Origin of the sequence: Leptospira kobayashii, from assembly GCF_003114835.2 — a bacterium.
Lineage (GTDB): Bacteria > Spirochaetota > Leptospiria > Leptospirales > Leptospiraceae > Leptospira_A > Leptospira_A kobayashii.
On record NZ_AP025028.1, the window covers coordinates 1,600,726 to 1,624,585 of the forward strand.

A 23,860-nucleotide genomic window follows, 5' to 3' on the forward strand; every position below is an offset into this window, starting at 1 on the left:
GCCGGGATTTTCCGGCTTCTCTATTTTCTTAAGATCCAACCCTCTCCGTTGTATTGTCCCGCTCGCCTGATAAACAATCTTTTTTCTATGGATACACCGAGTAACACTTGGTATATGTCCGTTAATATGGGTCTGGAAGAATAATATCCGTGACCAAGTCCTCCGATCCCGAGAACGGGGGAGTCCACTTCGTTTACATTGATCACATCTATATCGTTGAAACGGAAACAGGTTCCCGCCCGACTTCCTCCGTTGACTTTTTGCGAGGCGATGAGGGCGTTGTCTCCGGGAGAACAGTAGAGAGTCACTCGTTTTGCCGAAGATACCAAATTCGGTGCAAGGTTCGCAAATTCGACCTTATCGAAGTCAGGTGCATTTAAAATCAATTGTTCCAGGAATTTTGTTTTTCCTTTTTTGACTGCAATATCGATCGCAGGCAGAACTACCTGATGTCCCATACTATGAACTACCAAATGGATTTTTTTGTTTAATCCTATGATTTTGGATAAAAAATCTGCGAAAGGTTCTCTGTTTAGTTTGGCTTCGATGAAATTGGCTTGGTATACGGAACGCACCATCAATTGATTTAAAATTCCTGCATCGGTTCCTGCTGGCCAAGAGAATAAGATAACTTCACCCGGAAATTTTAAATCATAACGGATCTGTCCCGCTCTCACTACCGCTTCTTCAAAAGGCACATTGAATCCGTGAACAAACACCAACACTTCCTCGAAAGGATTTGATTTTATCTTTTGAAAGAAATCTTCTTCCTTTCGATCGGTTTTGCCATTCAAATGAAAAAACGAATTTTTATCCTGAGAATTGTCCCAGGTAATATCGCCAATGGAGTGTTTTGCGGGAATTCCGATAATACATTCTCCGTAATGAGTTGTTATATCACTTAGGAAATCGAATGTGCTGGAGTCGCAGTTCGGAGCGGCTACGGTTCTTTCTCTTCTGGTAGTAACGTAATTTATGTTTAAATTTTTCGTTTCATCGAAGTTATCTTTTGTTCTTTCATTCAAAAGTTGGCCTATTGTGGGAGGAGGGGTGGCACAATAAGAGAGGGAGAAAATCAAAGGAAGTAGAAAAAGGACGGTCTGTGATTTGGGTAGGGAGAATTTACGATTAGGATAGGAAAAATATGTCATTTATAGGAAAATCCTTTTAACAATTTGGAAGGGTTTATATTTTTGCCGTCTTTAATCACTTCGAAATGCAAATGCGGTCCGAAACAATAGCCGGTGCACCCCGATCTGGAGATTACCTTTCCTACGGATACATAATCTCCGGATTTTACATAGAGACGCGAGTTGTGAGCGTATAATGTCTGATAGGCGTTGTCGTGTTGGATGATGATTGCGTTTCCGTAACCTCCCATCCATCCGGAATAAATAACTTTTCCTTTCCTTGCCGCCATAACAGGTTCGTAGTTTGCGCGTAAGTCGATGGCTTGATGGAATTTATACTGAGGGTAGGATCTTGTTCCCCAGCCGGAGGTAATGACCCGGGAGAGCACCGGAATTTTCCAAATAGGAAGAGGATCGGGAATCACTGCACCGGGCAAAAAAACTTTTTGTCCCGATTTGAACAAGTCGTAATCATCCAATGTATTTTCGGAGTAGATGTCTTCCATCTTTACTTTGTAAAAGTCGGCGACTTTCGCAAGAGTATCTCCCTTTTTCATTTTATAAACTAAACCTTGTTTGTTGGGAATGTTTAGGATTTGGCCGGGAAGTAAAACTATTTCCGGTTGGATCCCTGAGGAACCTGCAATTGCTTCCGTGGAAACCCGGAACTTGGTTGCAATTTCCGATAAGGTTTCATTTTTCCTAACTTTGTATTGAATGACTTTTAGTTTTTTAAGTTTGTCTTCCGCGGGTCTATCCAATTCGGCAGAACGTAAGATCGCAAATTTTTTCTCTTCCGTTTCCAAAAGATATTTTTCATCGGCGGCTTTTGCCTCTTTGTCTTTGGAATCGTTTTCCTGTACTTCGTCGATCGTAGTACTCGGTTCGATGTCCAGATAACTTTCGCTATAGTTCGGTCTGTCCCAAAGAACTCCTAAAAGCAGTGCAATGGTGGCGGAGGATGCGAGTAGGGGAAGAACCCGGTAGCGCTTTTTGTTTAAGTCTACCGTTCCGTGAAATACTGCTGTTTGTAGATGAAGATTGTAGAAGAACTTTCCCGGGGAAAGTTGAATGACATTTAAATTTCCCCAGCGAAGAACATGCTTACCGATCGTTGATTTTTCAGGTGATCGAAGTAGCATGTTTCAAAGTTATGCCAGCTTACTCTTTGCTGTCTAAAGATTTAATGCCGCCAAACGATTCTTCAACGATTTTACGGACATCTTTTTTCTGGCCGCCGGTAATAGTAATATTTCCCTTTGCTACCACACCTTTTTGAAGTTCTAAATAAGGAGCTGTGATATCACCTAACATTCTTCCGGTACCCTCGAGTTTTACCTCTGATTCGGCTTTTATATTTCCGATAAGGGTTCCTGAGATGACTACTTCACGAGCAGCAATATTGGTTTTAACTTTTCCAGTTTCACCTACTACCAGTGCGTCTTCTGTTTTGATATCTCCTTCGAATTTACCATCAATTCTAAGGGATCCTGCAATATAAAATTTTCCTTCGAAAATGGAACCAGGTCCGATTACGCTATTGATGGAGTCTTTATTGATCGCCATTCCTACTCCTTTTTACCCTTCTGTGAGATTCGTAATTTGAGGCTTTGATGACAAGCCTTTTTAATAATCTATGTCTTCATCCCCGCTAAAGACACTTTTCTTTTTCTTCTTTTTGATAGGTTTCGGTATTTTTTCCGTCGTAGGTTTGGCCACGGCTGTCGTCTGTTTCGGCTTTTCCTGGCGGACGGAGCTAGGAGAAGAGGTTTCTGCAGACATCCACTGGGATCCATGATCGGAACAAATATCTTTTGGAACTGTGCTCGGGATAAAATATTCTTCGATGAGTTCGCGGCACTGTCCTCCGGGGAGTTTGCCCGACATAGTGCAAATCGCTCTCTTTGTGATTTTCAGATCTGTTGCCCAGGGAAATTCGGCTTTGGGTTCGTTGTCGAGGGATCTTGCCATAAACCTTCCCCAAACAGGGGCGGCAAGTCTTCCTCCCGTCATCCCTCGGCCCAAGGAAATCGTTCCCACATCATATCCGAACCAAACCGAGGTAACCAACTCCGGAGTGTATCCTACGAACCAAGCGTCTCTGAAATTATTTGTGGTTCCGGTTTTTCCGTAAGCCTTTCGGGAAAGCCCGTAGGAAAGAGCGGCTTTTCCGGTTCCGGACCGAATCACGTCTTCCATCATGGAGGTGATTAAAAATGCCGCCTCGGGAGAGATCACTTGTTTTCGGTCGGATTCATCGAATTCGTTTCGGAAGTCTTTGATGATTTTGCCGTCTTGGTTTTCCACGTAAAGAACGGAAATGGGATTTACCGTTTTTCCTCCGGAAGCAAGTGCCGCATAAGCCCGGGTAAGTTCGTAGGGAGTGATTTCAAAACTTCCGAGTGATACGCTGAAATTATAAGGAATGTCCCTGCCGGGAAGTTGAAGTAACCCTCGTAAGGTGTTCATGATATTGGAAAGCCCGATTTGTTCCAAGACCCTGACTGCTACCGAGTTTTTGGATTGTTCCAATGCTTTTCTGAGTAATATAAATCCGGAATATTCGGAGCTGTAATTTTCAGGAGCCCACTCGTCTCCGTCTTCCATCAAATACTGCAAAGGTGAGTCTGCAAATAAAGTGGCAGGAGTTACGTTTTTTTCCGGGTCAGGGTTTTTGCCTGAAAAATCCATGGCTGCTGCGTATAACACCGGTTTGAATGCCGAGCCGGGTTGGCGGAATGCCTGAAAAGGACGGATTTGTTGGTTGTCGGAACGAAAACCCGATCCTCCTACAAGCGCAGTGATATAACCCGTGTTTGGTCGTATCGAAATAAGGGAACCTTCCACAGGTAATAGGTGATCTTGAGTGGATTGGTTCGAGTAGTTATTGTCTAAGAAGTCTCCGAGGGAATCGTCACCTGTCAGAAAGTTCAGAGTAGTGAAGGTATCCCGGAGGTCTTCCTGGAATGCAGAGCGAAACGTTCTTTCCGTTCTTGAGATTTTAAATTTGAATTCGGGAAGATCATACAGATCCGCAATCACTTCATATGCTGCGCCGAAATTATCATCAAAGGCATCGATATTACGAAATGCTCTTTGGTTTGATTCCAGGGTTTGCGCTTGGAGTGCCGGAAACATTGCTTTTTCCGCTTCCGTTTGGTGTTTGATTTGAATGGTGGAATAAATCTTCAATCCGCCATTGTACAATCTGTCCTTTCCTATGGAACGAAGTAGATTTTTTCGGATGTATTCCGTAACGTAAGGAAAACGGTTCAGTCTGTCCGAAAATGCGGAATCATTGGGAGAGCGGTTTAGATTGGCATAATAATCCATGAGCGCGGTGTATTCTTTTTCCGCGTCAGTGACAGTCATTCTTCCGTTTTCGATCAGTTTTTTGAAGACTACCCGTACTTTGTTGATACTGGAAATCGGATTGGTAAGAGGACTGAATTGTGTTGGCCTTGTGGTAAGACTCGCGAGAATGGCTGCCTCTCCCCAGGTAACATCTTGGAGCTCTTTTCTAAAATAAAATCGGGAAGCGGCTCCTACACCGATGGTTCCATGTCCCAAAGGAATTTCGTTCAAGTAGACTTCTAAAATTTTATCTTTGGGATAAGCCATTTCCAAAAGTAAGGCAAGCCATGCTTCCCTCGCTTTTCTGGCAATGGATCTTTCTATGGAAAGAAATTTCAGTCTTGCGACTTGTTGTGTGATGGTGGATGCACCTTCCTTCACTTTACCCGCAATCAAATTGACTACAAAAGCCCGGGCGATCCCTTTTAAGTCGATTCCGCTATGGGAATAGAATTGGTTGTCTTCCGTGGATAGGAAACATTGAATCACCTTGTTTCTATTATCCGGTGAAAGGCTGGGCTCCTCTTTTGGCAAAGTATCTATATCCACCGGAATTCTGGAAAATTTATAATACTCTGCAATCGGTTCGAATTTGCCTTTTTCCGTCTGCGCGTAAAGAATCGAAGGTATGTCGTACATGGAGGCTTCTTTCAAACGAAAGAAATCCTTAAGCGAACCTGTGAGTAAAAAAACGTTGATCCCGCCGAGTACAAAGACTGCGATTGCGGTTTTTCGGACTACATTCCCTTCTTCCCAAATCCAGGATGTAAGATCTCTAAACCAAATGATAAATATTTTTTCGAAAAGCCCTACAGCTTCTTGTTTCATAATGTCCGACTTTGTTCCTGAATTTAAGGGTTATACCAAGGGAGAAAATTCTTTCATACTGTCGATTCCCTGGTAGCGGAGGCCCGTATCCAAATTATAACCACCGTATGTTTCCAAAATCTTGGATCTATTCTCAGGAGAAAAGGAATATTCATAGGCTCGGGTAAGGATTTCTTTTGCAGCATGACTTGCTTGGTTGAGTAAGTCGATGAAAGAATCCGTGTACACACGTTTCGGATCGGCGGGGTAGTTCCATGCCCTTTTTTCCTCATTCATGATCTTGGGATTGATTTCCCCGAGACTAGGCAACATGAGTACGCTTGCGTTGTATTTGTGAAATGTCAGGTGATCCACTACGGAAACAAGTCCCCTCATCCAGGAACTTCTGGAATCAAGAGTGCTTGTAAACCTGTAAAATCCCATATAAGACTCGTTAAGTATATCACCGGGAATGATCTTTCTTTCGGAACCGAGATAGGAAGATCCGAATTCGATCGGAAAAGTTTCCTTCAGACAATGCAACCAGAATTGCCAAAGGATAGGATCCATTTTGTTTTTGATTCCCACGGTTCTGTGACGAATGTCGATGTATTGGGGAAAATCATATTCGCGGGCACTCATCCCCCAACGGTAGTGGAGTAACATCGTATCCAGACCGAACTCCACCTTCATGTGGTTCACCTGTGCCTGATAGGATATTTTTTTATTATTATTATAATAATCCCCGGAGATATAAAATATATAAGGATGAGTTTGTACATCCACAACGCAGTGGCAGATATAACCTAAGGCAAATGCGAGATAACGGTCTCGATAAAGCCCCATCTCCGTTTCATGCACTTGGTCCAGGAAACTAAGTATAAGTTCTGTTACACGGCTATGGTGGGCAAGGTCTCCCCAGAAGGCGGCCTTTTTTGTCTTTTGAGGTTGTAATACATGATAAAAATAAAATATGTCAGGAGCTACCGCACCCAAATTCGCATAGTGGGAAACATCCTGTCTATTGAGTAATGCCGCAATTTTCCTTTGCGTAGCGTTCCCATGTTCCAGGTGTTTTTTAACCTGGGAGAGGGCTTCGATGTGAGTGATCTTTCCTGCCATGTTTCCTTTTTTTGACTTTTAAGAATAGAACCTATTGAAAGTTTTATCTTAATTCTTATGACATCAATCGAAAAACTAAAGTTTTTGAACGAGGACCAGGTTCGTTCCATCGCGGGAGAGTTCGGAACCCCCGTATTCGTCTATTCCCAAGCGGAGATCGAAAAAAAATGTGATGAAGCACTTTCTTTCCCGAATGCATTCGGTTTGAATGTTCGTTATGCAATGAAGGCAAGTCCCAATGCAAATGTATTGAAGATTATGCAAAATAAAGGAATCCTCATCGATGCATCCTCCGAATATGAGGTGCACCGCGCCGTAGCTGCGGGTTTTCCCTATTCTTCGATCATGATTACTTCCCAACAATTCCCGAAAGACCTTAAATTCTTTATCGAAAAGGGTGTGGAGTTTAATGCCTGTTCCTTGCAACAATTGGAGGAATTCGGAAAATTATTTCCCGGTCATACGGTTTCCATTCGTTTCAATCCGGGCCTCGGTTCCGGTCATACGAAAAAAACCGACGTGGGGGGAGTGACTTCCTCTTTCGGAATTTGGCACGAAAAGATGCCGGAATTGAAAGCAATCGTTTCCAAATACAATCTGGTAGTGAACAAAGTCCATACCCATATCGGTTCGGGAAGTGATCCGGAGGTTTGGAAAGCGGTAGCACATTATACCTTGGAATACGCCGAAATGTTCAAGTCGGTAACTACCGTTAGTTTGGGTGGCGGTTACAAAGTGGGCAGAATGGCGGATGAAAAATCCACGGATTTGCAACTGATTGGAAAGCCTGCGAAAGAATTATTCGTTCAATTTGCCGAAAAACACGGGCGCAAACTGAAATTGGAAATAGAACCAGGCACTTATTTGGTCGCACTTTGCGCGTCTCTCATTACAACTGTAGACGATAAAATCGATACAGGGGCCAAAGGATTTCGTTTTTTAAAACTGGATACCGGAATGGATGCAAATACCAGACCTTCCTTGTATGGAGCAAAACACCCGTTAGTGACAGTTCCCAAAGACGGAAGATCCGTTACCAAAACGGAAGAATACGTAGTCGTGGGACATTGCTGCGAGTCAGGGGACGTATTCACTCAGAAAGAGGGTGGTGAACCTATCACTCGTTTGATGGCAGAAACGAATGTAGGGGATTTGGTTTCGATGGAAGCCGTAGGAGCCTACTGTTCCAGTATGTCCACCAAGAATTACAATAGTTTTCCCGAAACACAGGAAGTCTTGGTTTTGAATTCGGGAGAAACGAAATTGATTCGCAAAAAACAACCGTTAGAAGATATTTATAAAAACGAAATCAAAGTTTTGTAATTTTCATGCGCAACCTTTATGCAATCATCCTTGCGGGAGGAGTGGGAACCAGAATCGGAGGTGATACTCCGAAACAGTTTATCCGTCTCGCAGGGAAACCTTTATTCCTACATTCGATAGAAGTATTTCGCAGTTGGGGGCTTTTGAAGTCCCTGACACTTGTTTCTCATAAAGATTGGATTTTAAAATTGGAAAAAGAAGCCGATCCTGTTTTGGAAGCCAATGATAGGATCGTGGAAGGAGGGGCTTCCCGCCATCTTTCTTGTTTGGCGGGGATTTCTTCCATTCCTTACGATGATGAAGATATCATACTGATTCACGATGCGGCAAGACCATTCTTTACAACCTCGGAATTGGATGAACTTGTGGGTTCCGCGCAGATATTCGGAGCTTCTACTTTGGCGACTGCCGCAACGGAAACGATTGTCAGAGTGGAAGAAAATTCCAATTTTACGAAAGAATCCGTTCCCAGATCCTTACTGTATATGGTAAAAACTCCTCAAGCGGTTACGGGGAAATTGTTAAAAGAACTACTTGCAAATCCGGTCAGTGAGGATATTTCGCTTCACCCGACGGATCTATGTTCCTGGGTGGAAACTTTGGGAAAACAAACGGGGATTGTTCCCTGTTCTTCTAAAAATATCAAGATCACTACGCCGACAGACGTAATTCTTGCTACCGAATTATTAAAATCCTAACGTCCGTGAAAGATTCTGAATCTTTGTTTCCAAACCCAGATGCGGAAATGATTCATATTTTCGGCGGATTCGATTTGTAAACCGTAACCAACCGGCTTTCCATAACGAGCATTAGGGTTTGACCATCGGACAATCCCTTTTAAAAAAATCGGACCGGAACGAGTGAGTATCTTTACGGAGATAAGCTCTCCCATTTCATAAACCGTATCCGATTTGATATAAAGTCCTTCCGTGGAGATATTGACAAGCTCACCTGTGGATTCTCCGGGAAGGTTTTTACCCGCTTCTATCTTATTGGAAACAGGGTATCTGGGTGCAAATACTCTTGTGAGGAATTTTAAAAACTCTTCTTTTTCTTCTTTTTGAGCAACTTGAAATTCGTAAGTGATGCCGGCGAGATCCGTGCCGTCGGCTTCGCGGTCCAACCTAACAATCGTTCCCTTTACGGAGATAGGAATGATTTCTCTTTTTTCATTCTCCAGTTTGAGATGAAGATTGATAGGATCGCCCTCTTTTAAAAAATGATGTTGTGGCAAAGGAATGAGTGCTCCTGATCCGGAGACATTGATCGTATATCCGTCTCCTTCCCTTTCTCCGTCAACATTGGTCCAGTGAAAAGGAACGGGGTGTGTCTCTCTGTATCCTCCTCTCCAACCTCTTTGTAATCCGCTTAAGTAAGGCGCTGATATTTCTTTTCTTAAAAAATAGAAAATAGCACCTAATATCACTGCTGTGAAGACTGCGTTCCAAATGATGTCCGGGGTTTGTAACCGTATGCCTGCAAGGAAAAGTTTTTTGCCAAGGCTGACCCAAGCTACCATCCAGAGATTGTAAGAAGCGAGAACAATGGAAAATAAGAGAAACAGGTAATAGCCGAATTTCTTTTTGGCAATCAATCCGTAGGCAATCACAAGACTCAGTGCGGATAGAAAATACTGCAGAGGTTGAATCCGATCGAAAACATGATCCCATCTTTGGCTTAAGTCGTATAAGGCGGCAGTTGCAAAAAAATTAAGAAACGGGATCGTAAAAAAGATAAGGGCAACGAATAGTATGGGAAGCGGATAGTGGAATAATCGAAGTGCCATCATTAAGAATTTCTAAAAAAAAAATGTTAAGTCAAGAAATTTTTGCGGATTCCTTTACAAATGATGCAATGCACGATAAATACATTGTCTTTTTGTAATATGAATCCGGCTCCTTTATTTTTTCTCCACTTCAGGAGGAGTTGTTTCCGTTGGAATGTTAGGTGGTTCCGTTGCCTCTGGATCAGCTACTGCCACGGTCTCCTGATTTAAGCTTTCATGGTTGAGGAGAGAGTGGATTTCCTCTTTTCTTTCCGTAACTTTCTCTTCTACCTCGGATAACCTTCGAATGATGCTATGAAGTAGTACGGACAAGAAAGCGGGACTTTCGTTTCCCATCCCGAGAAAGATTTCCCGGTTGATAATGCCTAGTTTCGTATCTTCCGCGATGGCAATGACCGTAGCCGCACGGGGAGAAGGTTGGATGAGTGCCAATTCTCCGAAAAATTCTCCGGGACCCATTTGGCGAATGATCAGATCTTCTCCGTTTCCCGTTTTTTTAGTAACTTTCAATTTTCCGGAAAAAATGAAATACATGATTCCGTTTGTTTCTTCCCCTTCCAGAAATACAGTTTGATCTTTGGGAAAGTGGCGAATGCTCACTTCGCTTAGGAAACGTTTTAAATGATCCGTATTCATGTTTCCTCCGATTTCATTTCTTCTATTATCTTTTCCAATTCACCAAGTCTAGTCTCGGCACGGTGCAGTTTTTCCACCGAGCTACGGAGCAGATGAAAAAGAAAATGAGTATTGATCTTTGCTAATTTTTCAAACTGGTCTTCTCTTAAGATCCCGAGTTTGGCATTGGCGGAAACTACACTCACACTCATGGATCTCGGGTTTCTAGTGATGAGTGCCAATTCTCCGAAAAACTCGCCCGGTCCGAGTCCTTTGATGATTTCCTGCAGGCCGTCAGGATTTTTTTTTGTAACGGCAAACATTCCCTGCATGATGCAATACATATTTCCGTCATGGCGGTCGCCTTCCCTAAAAATAATTTCCCCGCGTGCATAAGTCTGCGTGGAAATATTTTGCATATATTCTAGTATATTCATCTTGAGACCTGTCGGAACATTTGGAGATGGTTTTTCATTTTGTAATTTAGAGTATTATGAATTTCTTATATATTTTTTCTATACTATCGAAAGGTTGTTTCTTTGAAAATCAAAACCTTACCGTTTGCTAATGCAATTGGACGAAACCGGGAATAACTTCCTTACTTGTTTTCGCAAAAATAAGAATTAGGGAAAGGCTTTTCCCGGAAGGAGAGATCTCATATAATTCTTTCCGAAACGGAAGATCTTTTGGAAAATCTCTCTCGACACGAAAGCCCTCCGTAACAAGATGCCTATAACTAGCGGGCGTGGCGAAATTGGCAGACGCACCAGATTTAGGTTCTGGCGCCGAGAGGCGTGGGGGTTCAAGTCCCTCCGCCCGCAAAACGTTCTTTTTACTTCTTCTATAAAATCCAAACAGACACCGAAGGACTTTGAGGGCTTGAACAGTCGAACGATCTGTTAGCTTTCGTGACCCATAGGGAACGAAACTGACAGACCCGAGGACAGGACGTCCGAGGGAGAGTGAGACCGTGCCTCGGAGCGTTGCCGAAGCAGGAAGCGAAGGCAGCGGAGAGGGCAAGTCCCTCCGCCCGCAAAACGTTCGATGTTCCTCGCTCTTTTTCGCGGAACATCCTGTTCCGACGAAAAAGCTTCGGCCATCCCTGGCCATTCGGAGCGACCCATAAGGAGCGAGAATGTGAACTGGACGGTAAGCGAATGCGGTAGTCCAGATTCACAGACTTGCATGCAAGTCTAATCAACCGACACATAAATCTTTAACCAACTGACTTTTAGAAATGCACGTTAATCCTGCGATGTGTTTTGCAGCCACCGCGAGAAACATCTCACTTGTTTTTAAGAGAGAAAGAGGCTCTTATTCTAGTCCATAGAAGTGCTTTGTGTTACCCGAGATAAGGGGTTTTCTTATAGGATTGGATTTTGGTATCCCCGCCCTGATTTGGGTGGGGTGATCCACCCGCCACCCAATGAGTCCCAACTAACACATTCAATCCGATTCGGCAATCCTTCTTTGCCCTATCCAAAAAATTCTTCGAAAAAGTTCGCCTTTTTGCCGGGAAAGCCAAGCTGTTACACAATCAGCTCGATGTAATTTCCCGGAAATTTTTTCCAAAAAACCAAAAACGAGACAAAAAATAATTCCGGTTCAATCATTTTTTTTTGACCTCTCGCCTTACAAAGACTTAGCTGACTACGTTGTATAAGAGCTCATGCTGACAGAACAAAAAACCGAATCAGAATTTAGTACATTCACTAGGACTCAAGCGGGATTAGGACTCTTTTCCTTTGTCTTCTCTTTGTTTTTTGCAGGAGCTGTTTTCTCCCAAGAAGTAGTCCCCCAACTGCAAATGGATGAATACAACGCGAACCTGATGAACCAGGTTTACGGGCAGTCTTATTTTTTAAACTCCCTGAACAGTTGGACGGATCAGGTAACGTATTACAAAGGTTTGCTTCGGGCTTCCTGGGAATCGGCTGCGGACAACGCGATTTATAACTATGTCTCAAGCATAACAACAAGCGATACCTACAACACGGTAGACGCTTACAAAGACTATGTCCAAAAGGAACTGGATTCCCAAAAGATGGTGGCGCTCAACAGCTGGGATGACAAAGCGAATTTGGATTTTCTTGCAAACAAAAACCAATTTGTCGCCAGACTCACAACGAATCAATTCGATCAGGCCTATATTGAAAGAGTAGGAGGTCAGCAACAGTACCAGCAGGTCCTGACGGAAAACCAACGAGTCAACCAATTACAAAACAACATCGCCAATGCCGCGAACAATTGGAACGTAAACTTCAATCAGAGTTACCAATCGGGATTGAATGATTTTGCAAACACACTTGGAAATATCCAGGATCAGTACAATAGTTTTCTTACGAATCTGGACGAATCGGAAGCTACCTTCCAAAACAATCTGACTGCCATTGATTCTTATAAGACTGTTGTGAAGAACGCGATCTCAGGGATCGTATCTCAATTTCAAGGGATGTTGGATCAATCTTGCAACCAGGCCTCTCCTTGCTTATACAGACAAGCGAATAACGGAGGTTTGAATGCTGCGGGTCAGACAATGACTGCGCTCGTCACCAGTCTAAACACTGTATTGAACGATACTTCCTTAAATCCTACGAATATTCTCACTACAATCTCCGCTCAAATCAACAACTTTCTTTCAAGCCAAACGAACTCGGCTTACTTGACTTATGCGGATTATACAACAAGAATCGATACATTTCAAAATACATGGCCTCCTACTGCTTACGGGATAGGAGCTGATTGGAATTACATCATACAAGTTAATAATGGAAGTCGTAGTTTTAACAATGTTCCAGCTAATCAAAGAGCTGTATGGGAAAAGGATACTGCCGGACTTTTCTCGGGGGTAGGAGATTCTACATTCAAAGGGATTTTAAACGCGATCCATTCCGGAAATAACGGTGCTCTTGCCGGATATATTACCGCAAATTTGCAAAGCGGGCAGTCTTTGACAAATATCTTGGCAACTAACATTTACACAGATTGGAATAATGCAAAGAATAGCGATGGATTTGCATGGACTGGTACGAAAAACACACAAATGAATTTGCGTGCCAATAATGGAGATCCTTGGCATTGGGGTGCAGATAGGGCTACACTTGTACCGTTCCCTTGGGCTTGGACGGATTGGTTCCAGATGGGAAGTATCGGATATGAAGTAGTTTACGAGATGCATGATGGGCAAGCTGCGACGCAAGCAGCCTATTGGAACGGAAACTATGGTTCATTGAACGGGCAACTAAACCAATACCTTAACCAAATTACACCTGCTATACGAAACTGGGAATCCCAAGTTGCAAGTTATAACAGCTTCCATGAACAGTGGAAAGTAAGTGCGGACGCTTTGAAAGCTCAGGCAAAAACAGATTATGAAAACGCTCTGGTGGACTTGGAAGCGAAGAAGTCGGCTTGGGTTCAAAAGATGGAAGCCGAAAGACGGGATTCCATTCTCGAATGGAACAATTTAAGTGAGAAAGCAGCACAAGCACAATCAACTGCAGAATTGCAAAATGTAAATAAGCAATTATCATCGACTTACAATGCATCCATATCCGGATTGAATATTTCTACAAATGCTTCTGAGGTAATGAATTCTTACAACGGATCGATCAACGATTTGAGCAGTCGTGAATTCACCTTTGTAGAACCAACACCGATAGAAAGCCCTGTATTGAATAACGGACTCATCAATCCGAAAGATGCACTTTCCGCATTGAGTATCAGTGCATTGGGAAATAAAATCGTAAGTCAGGATATGGTATTTGGCCTGTCAGGTGCTTTGGGCGTAAACAGCATTCAAAAAGATGCCTTTGTTTACTCCAGCTTGAGTTCTGATGTCGCAGGTGCGGTAGGAGGGCTACTCGGTTCCGGCAGCACAGGAAGTAGCGGAGGGCAAAAGTTTTCCATTATGAATGCCGCTTCGGAAAAGACTGTCGATACTAGCCTAACGATTAACGGCAAAGACGTATCCGAAATATTCGGAAAGACTACGAACGGAGTGTATCAGTATTCACAACTCCTTTCCATCAATGAAAGCAATTCATTCACCGCAAAACAAGAACAAGCGAAATTAGTAAATCAAATGGCTTATACCATCGACTGGTCTACACGTGCAGGCGCCAAGTTGGATGACAATGGCAACTTGTCTTTGAACGCAGGTGGAATCGGAAATATCAGTAACGATCAGGTTCTTGCAATCCTCAAAAAACAATCCGAGTATTCTTATAAGGGAGAAAAGATGGAGGGGTATTGTGTACTCGGAGCTGCCGATTATACCTCTTGTCAGGAAAGAGAGAAGCGTCTATCCGATGCACAAACGGCAGATTTCAATGCAAAGTTCGCAGGTGAAATCGCATTACTAAAAAGCCAAGGATATGAGTTCCAAGGTGGAATGATTGTAAAATCCCTTAGCCGCGATGAAAAAATTCGAACCGGTCAGACAGATGCAGATATGAAACTGACTGATGCGGAGAAGCAACAAACCGGTTCATGTTATATTGATCCGGCGCAGTGTGCGGGTCTCATCAAACAAGAGTTCACAATCACTTATGACAACGTAGGCGGAGTGACGTTATCCAAAATCATCAGCGATGGTAAAATTGCCGGTAAAGGCGATAAAGGTTATTACTCTGGAACTCAAAATGAAACCAGGTATATCAGTTTATCAACTGTAAATCCAGTAACAGCCCCGAAAGGCAAAGACCTGTTTGATGAATGGGGAGAAGAAGATTGGAACGATGTTGAAGACCAAAAAACCGCAGTGATGAATGATTTTTTCACGAACGGACTCGGTCATGATTCCAAGATGTTGACTCAGGCAACAACGCAAATCCGAAATACGGAATCTACCAACGAGAAAAAATTCCAGGAAGCAAAAACCGCCCAAGAAGCAGCGGACTCCTTACTAAAAGATCTGCTCATCGCTTACATCTCCGGCGGTATGGCCGGTGTAAAAGCATCAATCAAAGGTAAAATAGAAGATCAAATAAACTCCGGTTTGGCGGCAGCATTTATCCGCGCAACAGGAGGAAGCGATGATCAAATCGCAATGGCAACCCAACTTGTTAGCTTTATGCGAGGCAAGATGCAAGAGCGTAAGATCAAGAGCAATATGGCCAAGAACAACCTGACCAATGTTGCGATGGGAGGACTTGCCATTATGACGGGTGGCGCATCTCTACTCTTGGGAAGTGCCATGGGAGCGATGGGTTCATTTGCCGCGGGAGTAGGCAGCATGTTTGGAAGTGCAACTGCAGTTCTGGGAGCAACATTCGGAAGTTCCATCGCAGGACTAACCGCTGGGGTGACAACAGCAGCTTATCGTGCGGTGGCTGGTGACAAAGCGGCGGATGCATTAGTTAATAAAATTTCCGGCCCTAAAGACCAATTAGCAGCGATCAAAGCAAACGAAAATGCAATCATCAAAACAGCGGCTACAGGTGCGATTGCAAATGCAACCGGTCTCCCTAAAGATTTGGTTGGTCAGTTGCTCACTGATTACCAAGGTGCACAAGCTGCTAAGAAAGTCAGAAAGGCTGTGAATTCGAATCCACTTGGAAATATAGGAAGCCAAGTAGTAGGTGCAGTCGGGGGAATTATCAAGACTGCGATCGTAGCAACAGGCGTACCGGAGCGGGACATCCAACGTGCATTAAGCGACGGAAATCGAATTATGTTTGCCGGTGTAACCGACGCTGGCATGGAAGCACAGTCCTTAGCTTACATGAACCAGGCGATGGGTATGTCCGCACCTGGGATGAAATATACATCGAACATCCCAACTTTGAAAAACAAAGAAGGTCTGGTAGAAGAGCTAGGCCAACGCATAGTAGTGGATGAGATCGTAAAGGCAACGGGAATGGATAAGGACGTTGCCGATGCGGCGTTCCGTAAACAATACGGAGCTATTAAACAGAAGAAAGCAGATAAGAAAGCACAAAGCTCAGCGATCCGATCGACCGTAGTAACGGCTGTTACCACCGCAGTGACACTAGGAGCAGCTGCAGCTGTAACAGGTCCGTTAGCAGCCGTGAATAGTGCACTCAGCTCGATAGGAAGTTTCGTGGGAGCCAGTGCGAACGCAGCGGTACAAGTGGGAGCCGCAGTTGTTAAAGGAGCGATCCAAGCAATAGATGGAGCCAGAAACGGAATCCAGGGAGTGCTCGCAGGAGTAGCCAATGGAGCGATTGGAGTTCTAACAGCGGGAGTGAGTCCTGGAGTTCCGATGGGAACGACATTTGAACCAGGAGCATTCTTAAGCACAGCAGCCTCGGCCCTTCAAAAGACAGGAGTGGGACTAGGAATTAGTTATGATCGTCAAGCAGGTTGGGGAGGAGCTGTTGGGATTGGAAACGGATCAGCGAATGCAAGTATCACGTTCAGCCAACATGGAGGATCTCAAATCAATGTAGGTGTGCAAGGTGCGACGATCAACTACAACACAGCGAACGGAACGTACGGAGCCGGATATACATACAATGCCGGAAATGGTTTTAGTGTAGGAGCTGCTTGGAACTCAGCGACAGGAGCATCGGCGACGGCTGGGTTAAACGTAAATGGTTATGGAGTTAGCATAACAGCGGATAGCCATGGAACATCAAGCACTGCCTCTGTGGGAGGAATTGCCCAAGGAACGAATGGTCCTGATGGATTCCATGCGGCAGAGATAGATTGGGTGGAACAGAATCTAGATCAAGCACGTAATAATAATGATGTAGAATTGGCGAGAAGGGTAAAAGTCGGAGAGGATAAGTATTTAGCAGAAAAATACAAATTAAGTCCAGAGGAAATAGATAAACTATCTCCAGATGCTAGAGATGCGTTGATAAAAGCAGCAGCGGTAGTATCAGGACCCCAAGGTAACGAAGCTTGGGGAACATCGAGATTAAGCGGTTTGGATCAGTTTGTAGGTGGGTTTACGGATGGAATCGCAAACGTAGCTAATTTCTATAATGGAGATGCGGCATCATCTGATGCAGTGTATGTAAGTCCGGATGGAACAGTACATCCTAGAACTTGTTTTACAGCGGGAACACTCATTCACACGAAAGACGGGTTGAAAGCTATTGAAGAGATTAAAGTAGGGGACGAAGTATTGTCCTGGAAAGAGGTTTCCCAAGAAATAAGTTATAAGCGTGTAACGGAACTATTTACACACGATGTAGAACTAATTTATGAAATAGAGATAGATAAAAAAGAAAAGCTTCAAACAACCTGGAATCATCCATTCTGGATAGTGGAAAAACAAGCATGGGTGGAAACAAAAGATCTGGAAATAGGAAATACTGTTCTTTTGAGTAACGGAAACAAATCTAGTATAACGAATGTTACATATAATAGTGTAGATTCTACAGCAGTCTATAACTTTGAAGTAGAAGAGAATCACACATACTACGTAGGAAAGAAAGGAGTATTGGTTCACAACTATTTAGAAAGTGTGTGGGATGCAGCAAGCTTGGGTATGGGAGTTGTTGCCTTGGCTGATGCAATAAATCGAGGTGATAATGTAGATATAGCGATTGCGGGAACATTTATTGTAATAGATGGAGTAGCCTTGGCATTGCCAGTAATTCCGGGAGGGGCGGGAGCTTGGCTTGCAGCCATCAAGGGAGGTCAAGTTGGAGTTAAAGCTGGCAAGGTTATATTAAAGAATTCTGATGAAGTAGTGGAGGCAGGTGTTAAGTTAAAAGGCGCTAATAATCCAAAGGTTAAAGCAGCTTTGGAAAAAGGAAAAAAAGCTCATGCGGAAATGGAATATCCCCCTGGATTTAAAAAGGAAGTTGTTTTACCTTCAGGAAAAAGAATGGATGCTTATAATAAAGCTTCAAAGGAGGTCATTGAGTTAAAGCCAAACAATCCTAGAGCAATTAAAAAAGGTGAAAAACAATTAAAAGAGTATTGTAATGAATGTGATAGAGTTTATGGACCTGGACATAAAGGAACAATAAATACTTATGAATGAAGATAGAATTATTTGGGAAAATTGGTTTTCAATAATAATACCTAGCGACTGGGAATGCTCCCAAGATGAAGAAATAAGTATTTTCAAAGATGATGGGGTGGGAGTTCTGCAATTTTCTCTTATTCATAGAGATAAAATAAATCCTGTTGAAGAAGCTGATATTCTAAATTTATTTTATTCTTTTTGCAGAAGTAAAGGGTGGCCAGTTTTTCCAAAAAATGAAATTATTCTAAATTGGAGCGACAATAGATTGATGCTTGAATTTGAATATGAAGAAAAAGAAGCCGATACTTTTTGGAAAATATATTATTTTTTATCTTTGGATAAATGCATCTTTACAACTTATAATTGTGGAGTTGACGATAAGACAATCGAGATTAAAGTTATTCAGAAGATAATTGATTCATTTCAATGGGAGAATGAGGATATGAACCTTTAAAATCGGTAGGTTATTGATGGCTAAGATTAAAATAGGTGATATTTTCGAAATCAATACTTCTAAGGGAAACGCTTATCTGCATTATATTTATCAGGATAAGTCAGTAGGTGACTTAATAAGGGTTTTGCCTGGATTATATTCAGACAGACCATCTAACCTGAGCCTCGTAAAAACTATACAATTAAACAAAAAGTATATTTGATTAAACTAAAACGGATTTCTGGCAGGGACATGATAAGATTGACCAACGGAACTTAAAATTAGAAACTTGAAAGAGTAACGTTCTAATGAAGTTCTCTCGCTTAGTAATCCGGAAAAAAGTAAAGAAGCCCGCGCCACGGATCGACCGAGCGTTGCCGTCGAGGGAGAGCCTGAGCCTCGCAAAAACTATATAATTAAGCAAAAAGTGCATTATATTAGCCTAAAATACTTTTCTTAAGCTAAGTTCATAAGATTGACTAAGGGAACTTAAAATTAGAAACTTGAAAGAGTAGAAATCTAATGAAATTCCCTTGAGCCTCGTAAAAACTATATAATTAAACAAAAAGTATATTTGATTAGACTAAAACGGATTTCTGGCATGGACATGATAAGATTGACTAAGGGAACTTAATATTAGAAACTTGAAAGAGTAAACGTTCTAATGAAATTCCCTCTCTTTTCAATCCGCAGAAAAGTAAAGAAGCCCGCGCCACGGATCGACCGAGCGTTGCCGTCGAGGGAGAGCCGGGTCGTGCTAACGATGATGTTGATAATATCGTTGAGTGTCGAGGCGTCCGCCAAACAAATCATAATCATTTCTAATCTTAAGAGCAAGAGAGATGTTTCTAGCGGTGGCGAGGCCATGGATGGCCGGAGCTCGCTCGTCGGAACAGGAGGTTCCGCGAGCAGGAGCTTGGAACATCGAACGTTTGGCGGAGTGACATTATCCAAAATCATCAGCGATGGTAAAATTGCCGGTAAAGGAGATAAAGGTTATTACTCTGGAACTCAAAATGAAACCAGGTATATCAGTTTATCAACAGTAAATCCAGTAACAGCCCCGAAAGGCAAAGACCTGTTTGATGAATGGGGAGAAGAAGATTGGAACGATGTAGAAGACCAAAAAACCGCAGTGATGAATGATTTCTTCACGAACGGACTCGGTCATGATTCGAAAATGCTGACCCAGGCAACAACGCAAATCCGAAATACGGAATCTACCAACGAGAAAAAATTCCAGGAAGCAAAAACTGCTCAAGAGGCAGCAGATTCTTTCCTTAAAGATATGATCATTGCTTATATCTCCGGAGGAATGGCCGGAATCAAAGCATCCCTTAAGAGCAAAGTAGAAGATCAAATAAACTCTAGTTTGGCGGCGGCATTTATCCGTGCGACCGGAGGAAGCGATGATCAAATCGCAATGGCAACCCAACTTGTTAGCTTTATGCGGGGCAAGATGCAAGAGCGTAAGATCAAGAGTAATATGGCCAAGAACAACCTAACCAATGTTGCGATGGGGGGACTTGCCATTATGACGGGTGGAGCATCTCTACTCTTGGGAAGTGCCATGGGAGCGATGGGTTCGTTTGCAGCCAGCGTAGGAAACGTGTTTGGAAGTGCCAGCACAGTCCTTGGAGCAACATTCGGAAGTTCGATCGCAGGACTTACCGCTGGGGTGACAACAGCAGCTTATCGTGCGGTGGCGGGAGACAAAGCTGCGGATGCATTAGTTAATAAAATTTCCGGTCCTAAAGACCAATTAGCAGCGATTAAAGCCAATGAAAATGCAATCATCAAAACAGCAGCTACAGGAGCGATTGCAAATGCAACCGGTCTTCCTAAAGATGTGGTTGGTCAGTTACTCACGGATTACCAAGGGGCACAGGCAGCAAAGAAAGTAAGAAAGGCAGTGAATTCGAATCCGATTGGAAATATAGGAAGCCAAGTAGTAGGTGCAGTCGGAGGAATTATCAAGACTGCGATTGTAGCAACAGGAGTTCCTGAGCGAGACATCCAACGAGCTTTGAGTGATGGAAACAGAATCGCGTTTGCCGGCGTAACCGACGCTGGCATGGAAGCACAGTCATTAGCATATATGAACCAGGCGATGGGAATGTCCGCGCCAGGAATGAAATACACATCGAACATCCCTACATTAAAAAACAAAGAGGGCCTGGTAGAAGAACTAGGCCAACGCATAGTAGTGGATGAGATCGTAAAGGCAACGGGAATGGATAAGGACGTTGCCGATGCGGCGTTCCGTAAACAATACGGGGCTATTAAACAGAAGAAAGCGGATAAGAAAGCACAAAGCTCAGCGATCCGATCAACCGTAGTAACAGCGGTTACAACCGCAGTGACACTGGGAGCAGCAGCGGCAGTAACAGGTCCGTTGGCAAGTATCGGGAATGCATTGAATTCGATAGGAAGTGCCTTCGGAGCCGTAGGAGGAGCCGCGACACAAGTAGGAGCGGCTGTAGTAAAGGGAGCGATCCAAGCAATTGACGGAGCAAGGAATGGAATCCAGGGTGTGCTGGCAGGAGTAGCAAACGGAGCGATCGGGGTATTGACAGCTGGAGTGAGTCCTAGTGTTCCGATGGGAACGACATTTGAACCAGGAGCATTCTTAAGCACAGCGGCATCCGCCCTTCAAAAGACGGGAGTGGGACTCGGAATTAGTTATGATCGTCAGGCAGTTTGGGGAGGAGCCGTTGGAATTGGTAACGGATCAGCAAACGCAAGTATCACGTTCAGCCAACATGGAGGATCTCAAATTAATGTAGGTGTGCAAGGTGCGACGATAAACTACAACACAGCGAACGGAACGTACGGAGCTGGTTATACATACAATGCAGGGAATGGTTTTAGTGTAGGGGCTGCTTGGAACTCTGCGACCGGAGCATCAGCAACAGCAGGTTACAATCAGAACGGACATGGGATTAGCATAACTGTAGATCAAAGCGGAGTTAGTAGCTCTGCATCTGCCGGAGGAATCACACTTGGAACGAACGGCCCTGATGGATTCCATGCGGCAGAGATCAACTGGGTGGAACAGAACCTGGATCAAGCGCGTAACAATAATGATGTTGAGATGGCGAGAAGGGTCAAGGTAGGAGAAGATAAGTATTTAGCAGAAAAATACAAATTAAGTCCAGAGGAAATAGATAAACTATCTCCAGATGCTAGAGATGCCTTGATAAAAGCAGCAGCGGTAGTATCAGGACCTCAAGGGAACGAAGCTTGGGGAACATCCAGATTAAGCGGTTTGGATCAGTTCGTAGGTGGGTTTACAGATGGAATCGCAAACGTAGCTAATTTCTATAATGGAGATGCGGCATCATCTGATGCAGTGTATGTAAGTCCGGATGGAACAGTACATCCTAGAACTTGTTTTACAGCGGGAACACTCATTCACACAAAAGATGGATTGAAGGCGATAGAAGAGATAAAGATTAGTGATGTAGTATTATCTAAATCAGATGAGACAGGGGAAGTATCATATCGCAATGTATTAAATACGTTTGTTCGTCAAACAGACGCTATCTATAAACTATCCTTTAATGATGGGACAATTCTTGAAACGACTTGGAATCACCGTTTTCGAGTATTAAAGCCAGAAGCAAATGCCCAAGACTTCAGATTAGAGAATACAGTTTGGACGGAAGCAAAGGATCTTGTGTCAGGAGACACAACGCTTTCTTCGAATGGTTCAACCTTAAATATTGTATCTATTTCCATTGAGAATCGAGAAGAAACAGTATATAACTTTGAAGTAGAAGAATATCACACTTACTTTGTGGGTGAGAAAGGTATTTGGGTTCATAATGAATCATATATAAATAATCCTTCCGTTGCTAATGTGACTAAGAGACTTCTTGGTTGGGAAGTTAGTGATAACGATATATCACAAGCTTACCCAGGAGTAGATACTGTAGAGAGATTTCGGCTAGGCCAAAAGTATGGTGCACAATTTCTACTAGATTCTCCAGATTTTTCTCAATCAGTTGAGAGAGTAGTAAATGGAGATTTGACTGCAGATGATTTAAAGAAAATAGATAAACTAGCAAATGAATATGCAGATCGTTTGGGATTAAAGGGGGAGGACAGGAAGGCATTTTATGCTGGGCTCTGGGACACAGGCATCATGTCTCAAAGGGGAATTGAACTTGCAACCTTTAGTGATCGGCTAAATTCTATTGCAATCGACGCAGGGTTAACAGCGGCACCTTTTCTTTTATCAGCACGACCGGCCGTTGTATTGGCTGAAAATTCTTTTGTAACAAAGTTTAAAAAGATATTTGGAAGCACTCCAAAACCAGCTTCTACTTCAACGACTGCTGCAACAACTACAGCGGAGGTGGGGCAAGCGGTTGTCGCTGGGGAAACGGCTGTAATTAACGCAGCTACTATTGCACCTAGAGCACTAACGCAAAGTGATATTGGCATCAATGGAGTTGTACGTGGTACATTTTCGATGCAAAATAAATTAGCTAAAGTAAATATCGAAATGATAGATGATAATATAGCGAATCCTTTTAAAATTATAGATAATTTAACATCAGTGGCGAAAGCACAAGGAGCTACTTCATTGAATATTGAAGGTGTTCTTGCTAATCCTAGGTTATATGATATATTAATTAAAAGATATAATTTTATTACAGAGGGAGGGAAGGAAATTTTAAGAATCCCGATAAAATGAAGAAAAGAATAAAAGAACTTACGCATCGAATTTTAAAAAAACTTAAATATTTCAGAGAGGAAATACTTAACTCTCACGTAAAACTAAGTGAGGATGAAGAATTGTTAGGAATATATTTGAATTTTAATGATTCAGAGGACCAATCTGTTCTTTTTACCGATAAAGGAATTTATAATATACTTCTAGAGAAGGGTAATGAGTTCTTTCGCTATGAAGAGATAGCGAAGTTAGAGGTAATCGAAGAAAAAAATAAAGCAGAATCAATTAGAATTACAAGAAAAAACGGAAGTAATGGAATAATAAGCATATTTGGTGGCGAAGGTAAATTACGAGAGGTATGGGAAGTATACCGATTTTTAATTCGAGTGACCGAAATTAATTAAAATCTGAACTTGATTCTGAGCCTCGCAAAAACAATATAATTAAACAAAAAGTATATTGAATTAGATTGAAATACTTTTCCTAAGCTAATTTGATAGGATTGAGTCTCGCAAAAACTATATAATTAAACAAAAAGAACATTAAATTAGCCTAAAATACTTTTCTTAAACTAAGTTCATAAGATTGACTAAGAGAACTTAAAATTAGAAACTTGAAACAGTTGTTCTAATGAAATTCCCTCTCTTTTCAATCCGAAGAA

At 42.7% G+C, this 23,860-nt stretch carries 14 protein-coding genes and 1 tRNA gene; 7 read left to right on the forward strand and 8 right to left on the reverse strand.

From position 1 onward, the window contains the following. Positions 1-20 precede the first annotated feature (20 nt). From DI077_RS06975 to DI077_RS06995, 5 genes are read right to left on the reverse strand one after another with little or no spacing between them, the layout of a single operon-like run. Positions 21-1,151: an alpha/beta hydrolase gene (locus tag DI077_RS06975; RefSeq protein WP_109018879.1), complete on the reverse strand. Its 1,131-nt coding sequence runs from the start codon at positions 1,149-1,151 to the stop codon at positions 21-23. Continuing rightward, positions 1,148-2,272: a M23 family metallopeptidase gene (locus DI077_RS06980; RefSeq protein WP_109018880.1), complete on the reverse strand. Its 1,125-nt coding sequence runs from the start codon at positions 2,270-2,272 to the stop codon at positions 1,148-1,150. Before DI077_RS06980 ends, DI077_RS06975 begins: the two co-directional genes overlap by 4 nt. Positions 2,273-2,291: 19 nt before the next feature. Next, positions 2,292-2,696, reverse strand: a complete 405-nt coding sequence (locus DI077_RS06985; RefSeq protein ID WP_109018881.1) for a bactofilin family protein — start codon at positions 2,694-2,696, stop codon at positions 2,292-2,294. A 60-nt stretch (positions 2,697-2,756) separates the two neighbouring features. Continuing rightward, entirely contained in the window at positions 2,757-5,312 is a 2,556-nt protein-coding gene (locus DI077_RS06990) for a penicillin-binding protein 1A (protein WP_109018882.1), read from the reverse strand. A gap of 30 nt (positions 5,313-5,342) precedes the next feature. After that, complete coding sequence (locus DI077_RS06995) at positions 5,343-6,413, reverse strand: zinc dependent phospholipase C family protein (protein WP_109018883.1); 1,071 nt, start codon at positions 6,411-6,413, stop codon at positions 5,343-5,345. Between the two features lie 57 nt (positions 6,414-6,470). On the opposite strand from DI077_RS06995, the gene DI077_RS07000 reads away from it, so the two are divergent. Both DI077_RS07000 and DI077_RS07005 read left to right on the forward strand, forming a co-directional pair. Then, positions 6,471-7,736 carry a diaminopimelate decarboxylase gene (locus DI077_RS07000; protein ID WP_109018884.1) on the forward strand — a complete coding sequence of 422 codons (1,266 nt, stop codon included), beginning with the start codon at positions 6,471-6,473 and terminating at the stop codon, positions 7,734-7,736. A 5-nt stretch (positions 7,737-7,741) separates the two neighbouring features. Next, complete coding sequence (locus DI077_RS07005; protein WP_109018885.1) at positions 7,742-8,434, forward strand: IspD/TarI family cytidylyltransferase; 693 nt, start codon at positions 7,742-7,744, stop codon at positions 8,432-8,434. On the opposite strand, the gene DI077_RS07010 is transcribed toward DI077_RS07005, so the two are convergent. The 3 genes from DI077_RS07010 to DI077_RS07020 form a co-directional block, all read right to left on the reverse strand. Beyond that, positions 8,431-9,525, reverse strand: a complete 1,095-nt coding sequence (locus DI077_RS07010) for a PilZ domain-containing protein (RefSeq protein WP_242935395.1) — start codon at positions 9,523-9,525, stop codon at positions 8,431-8,433. The two genes, DI077_RS07005 and DI077_RS07010, sit on opposite strands and share 4 nt — an antisense overlap. Positions 9,526-9,636: 111 nt before the next feature. Further along, positions 9,637-10,158, reverse strand: a complete 522-nt coding sequence (locus tag DI077_RS07015; protein WP_109018886.1) for a Crp/Fnr family transcriptional regulator — start codon at positions 10,156-10,158, stop codon at positions 9,637-9,639. Beyond that, a complete protein-coding gene (locus DI077_RS07020) occupies positions 10,155-10,574 on the reverse strand; it encodes a cyclic nucleotide-binding domain-containing protein (protein WP_109018887.1) in 420 nt (139 codons plus the stop codon). Before DI077_RS07020 ends, DI077_RS07015 begins: the two co-directional genes overlap by 4 nt. A 302-nt stretch (positions 10,575-10,876) precedes the next feature. Here DI077_RS07020 and DI077_RS07025 point away from each other — a divergent pair. The 5 genes from DI077_RS07025 to DI077_RS07045 all read left to right on the forward strand — a co-directional run bounded on the left by DI077_RS07025 (position 10,877) and on the right by DI077_RS07045 (position 23,603). Beyond that, positions 10,877-10,958 (forward strand) — tRNA-Leu (locus tag DI077_RS07025). 848 nt (positions 10,959-11,806) lie between these two features. Continuing rightward, positions 11,807-18,100 (forward strand): TIGR04388 family protein, encoded by a 6,294-nt coding sequence (locus tag DI077_RS07030; protein ID WP_109018889.1) that lies wholly within the window; start codon positions 11,807-11,809, stop codon positions 18,098-18,100. Continuing rightward, the gene (locus DI077_RS07035; protein ID WP_109018890.1) at positions 18,093-18,539 is read left to right on the forward strand and encodes a hypothetical protein; all 447 of its coding nucleotides are present in this window, start codon (positions 18,093-18,095) and stop codon (positions 18,537-18,539) included. The genes DI077_RS07030 and DI077_RS07035 overlap by 8 nt, the downstream gene beginning before the upstream one ends. An 895-nt stretch (positions 18,540-19,434) precedes the next feature. Beyond that, a complete protein-coding gene (locus tag DI077_RS07040; protein ID WP_167837086.1) occupies positions 19,435-23,220 on the forward strand; it encodes a polymorphic toxin-type HINT domain-containing protein in 3,786 nt (1,261 codons plus the stop codon). Continuing rightward, positions 23,217-23,603 (forward strand): hypothetical protein, encoded by a 387-nt coding sequence (locus DI077_RS07045; protein WP_109018893.1) that lies wholly within the window; start codon positions 23,217-23,219, stop codon positions 23,601-23,603. Before DI077_RS07040 ends, DI077_RS07045 begins: the two co-directional genes overlap by 4 nt. Positions 23,604-23,860 lie beyond the last annotated feature (257 nt).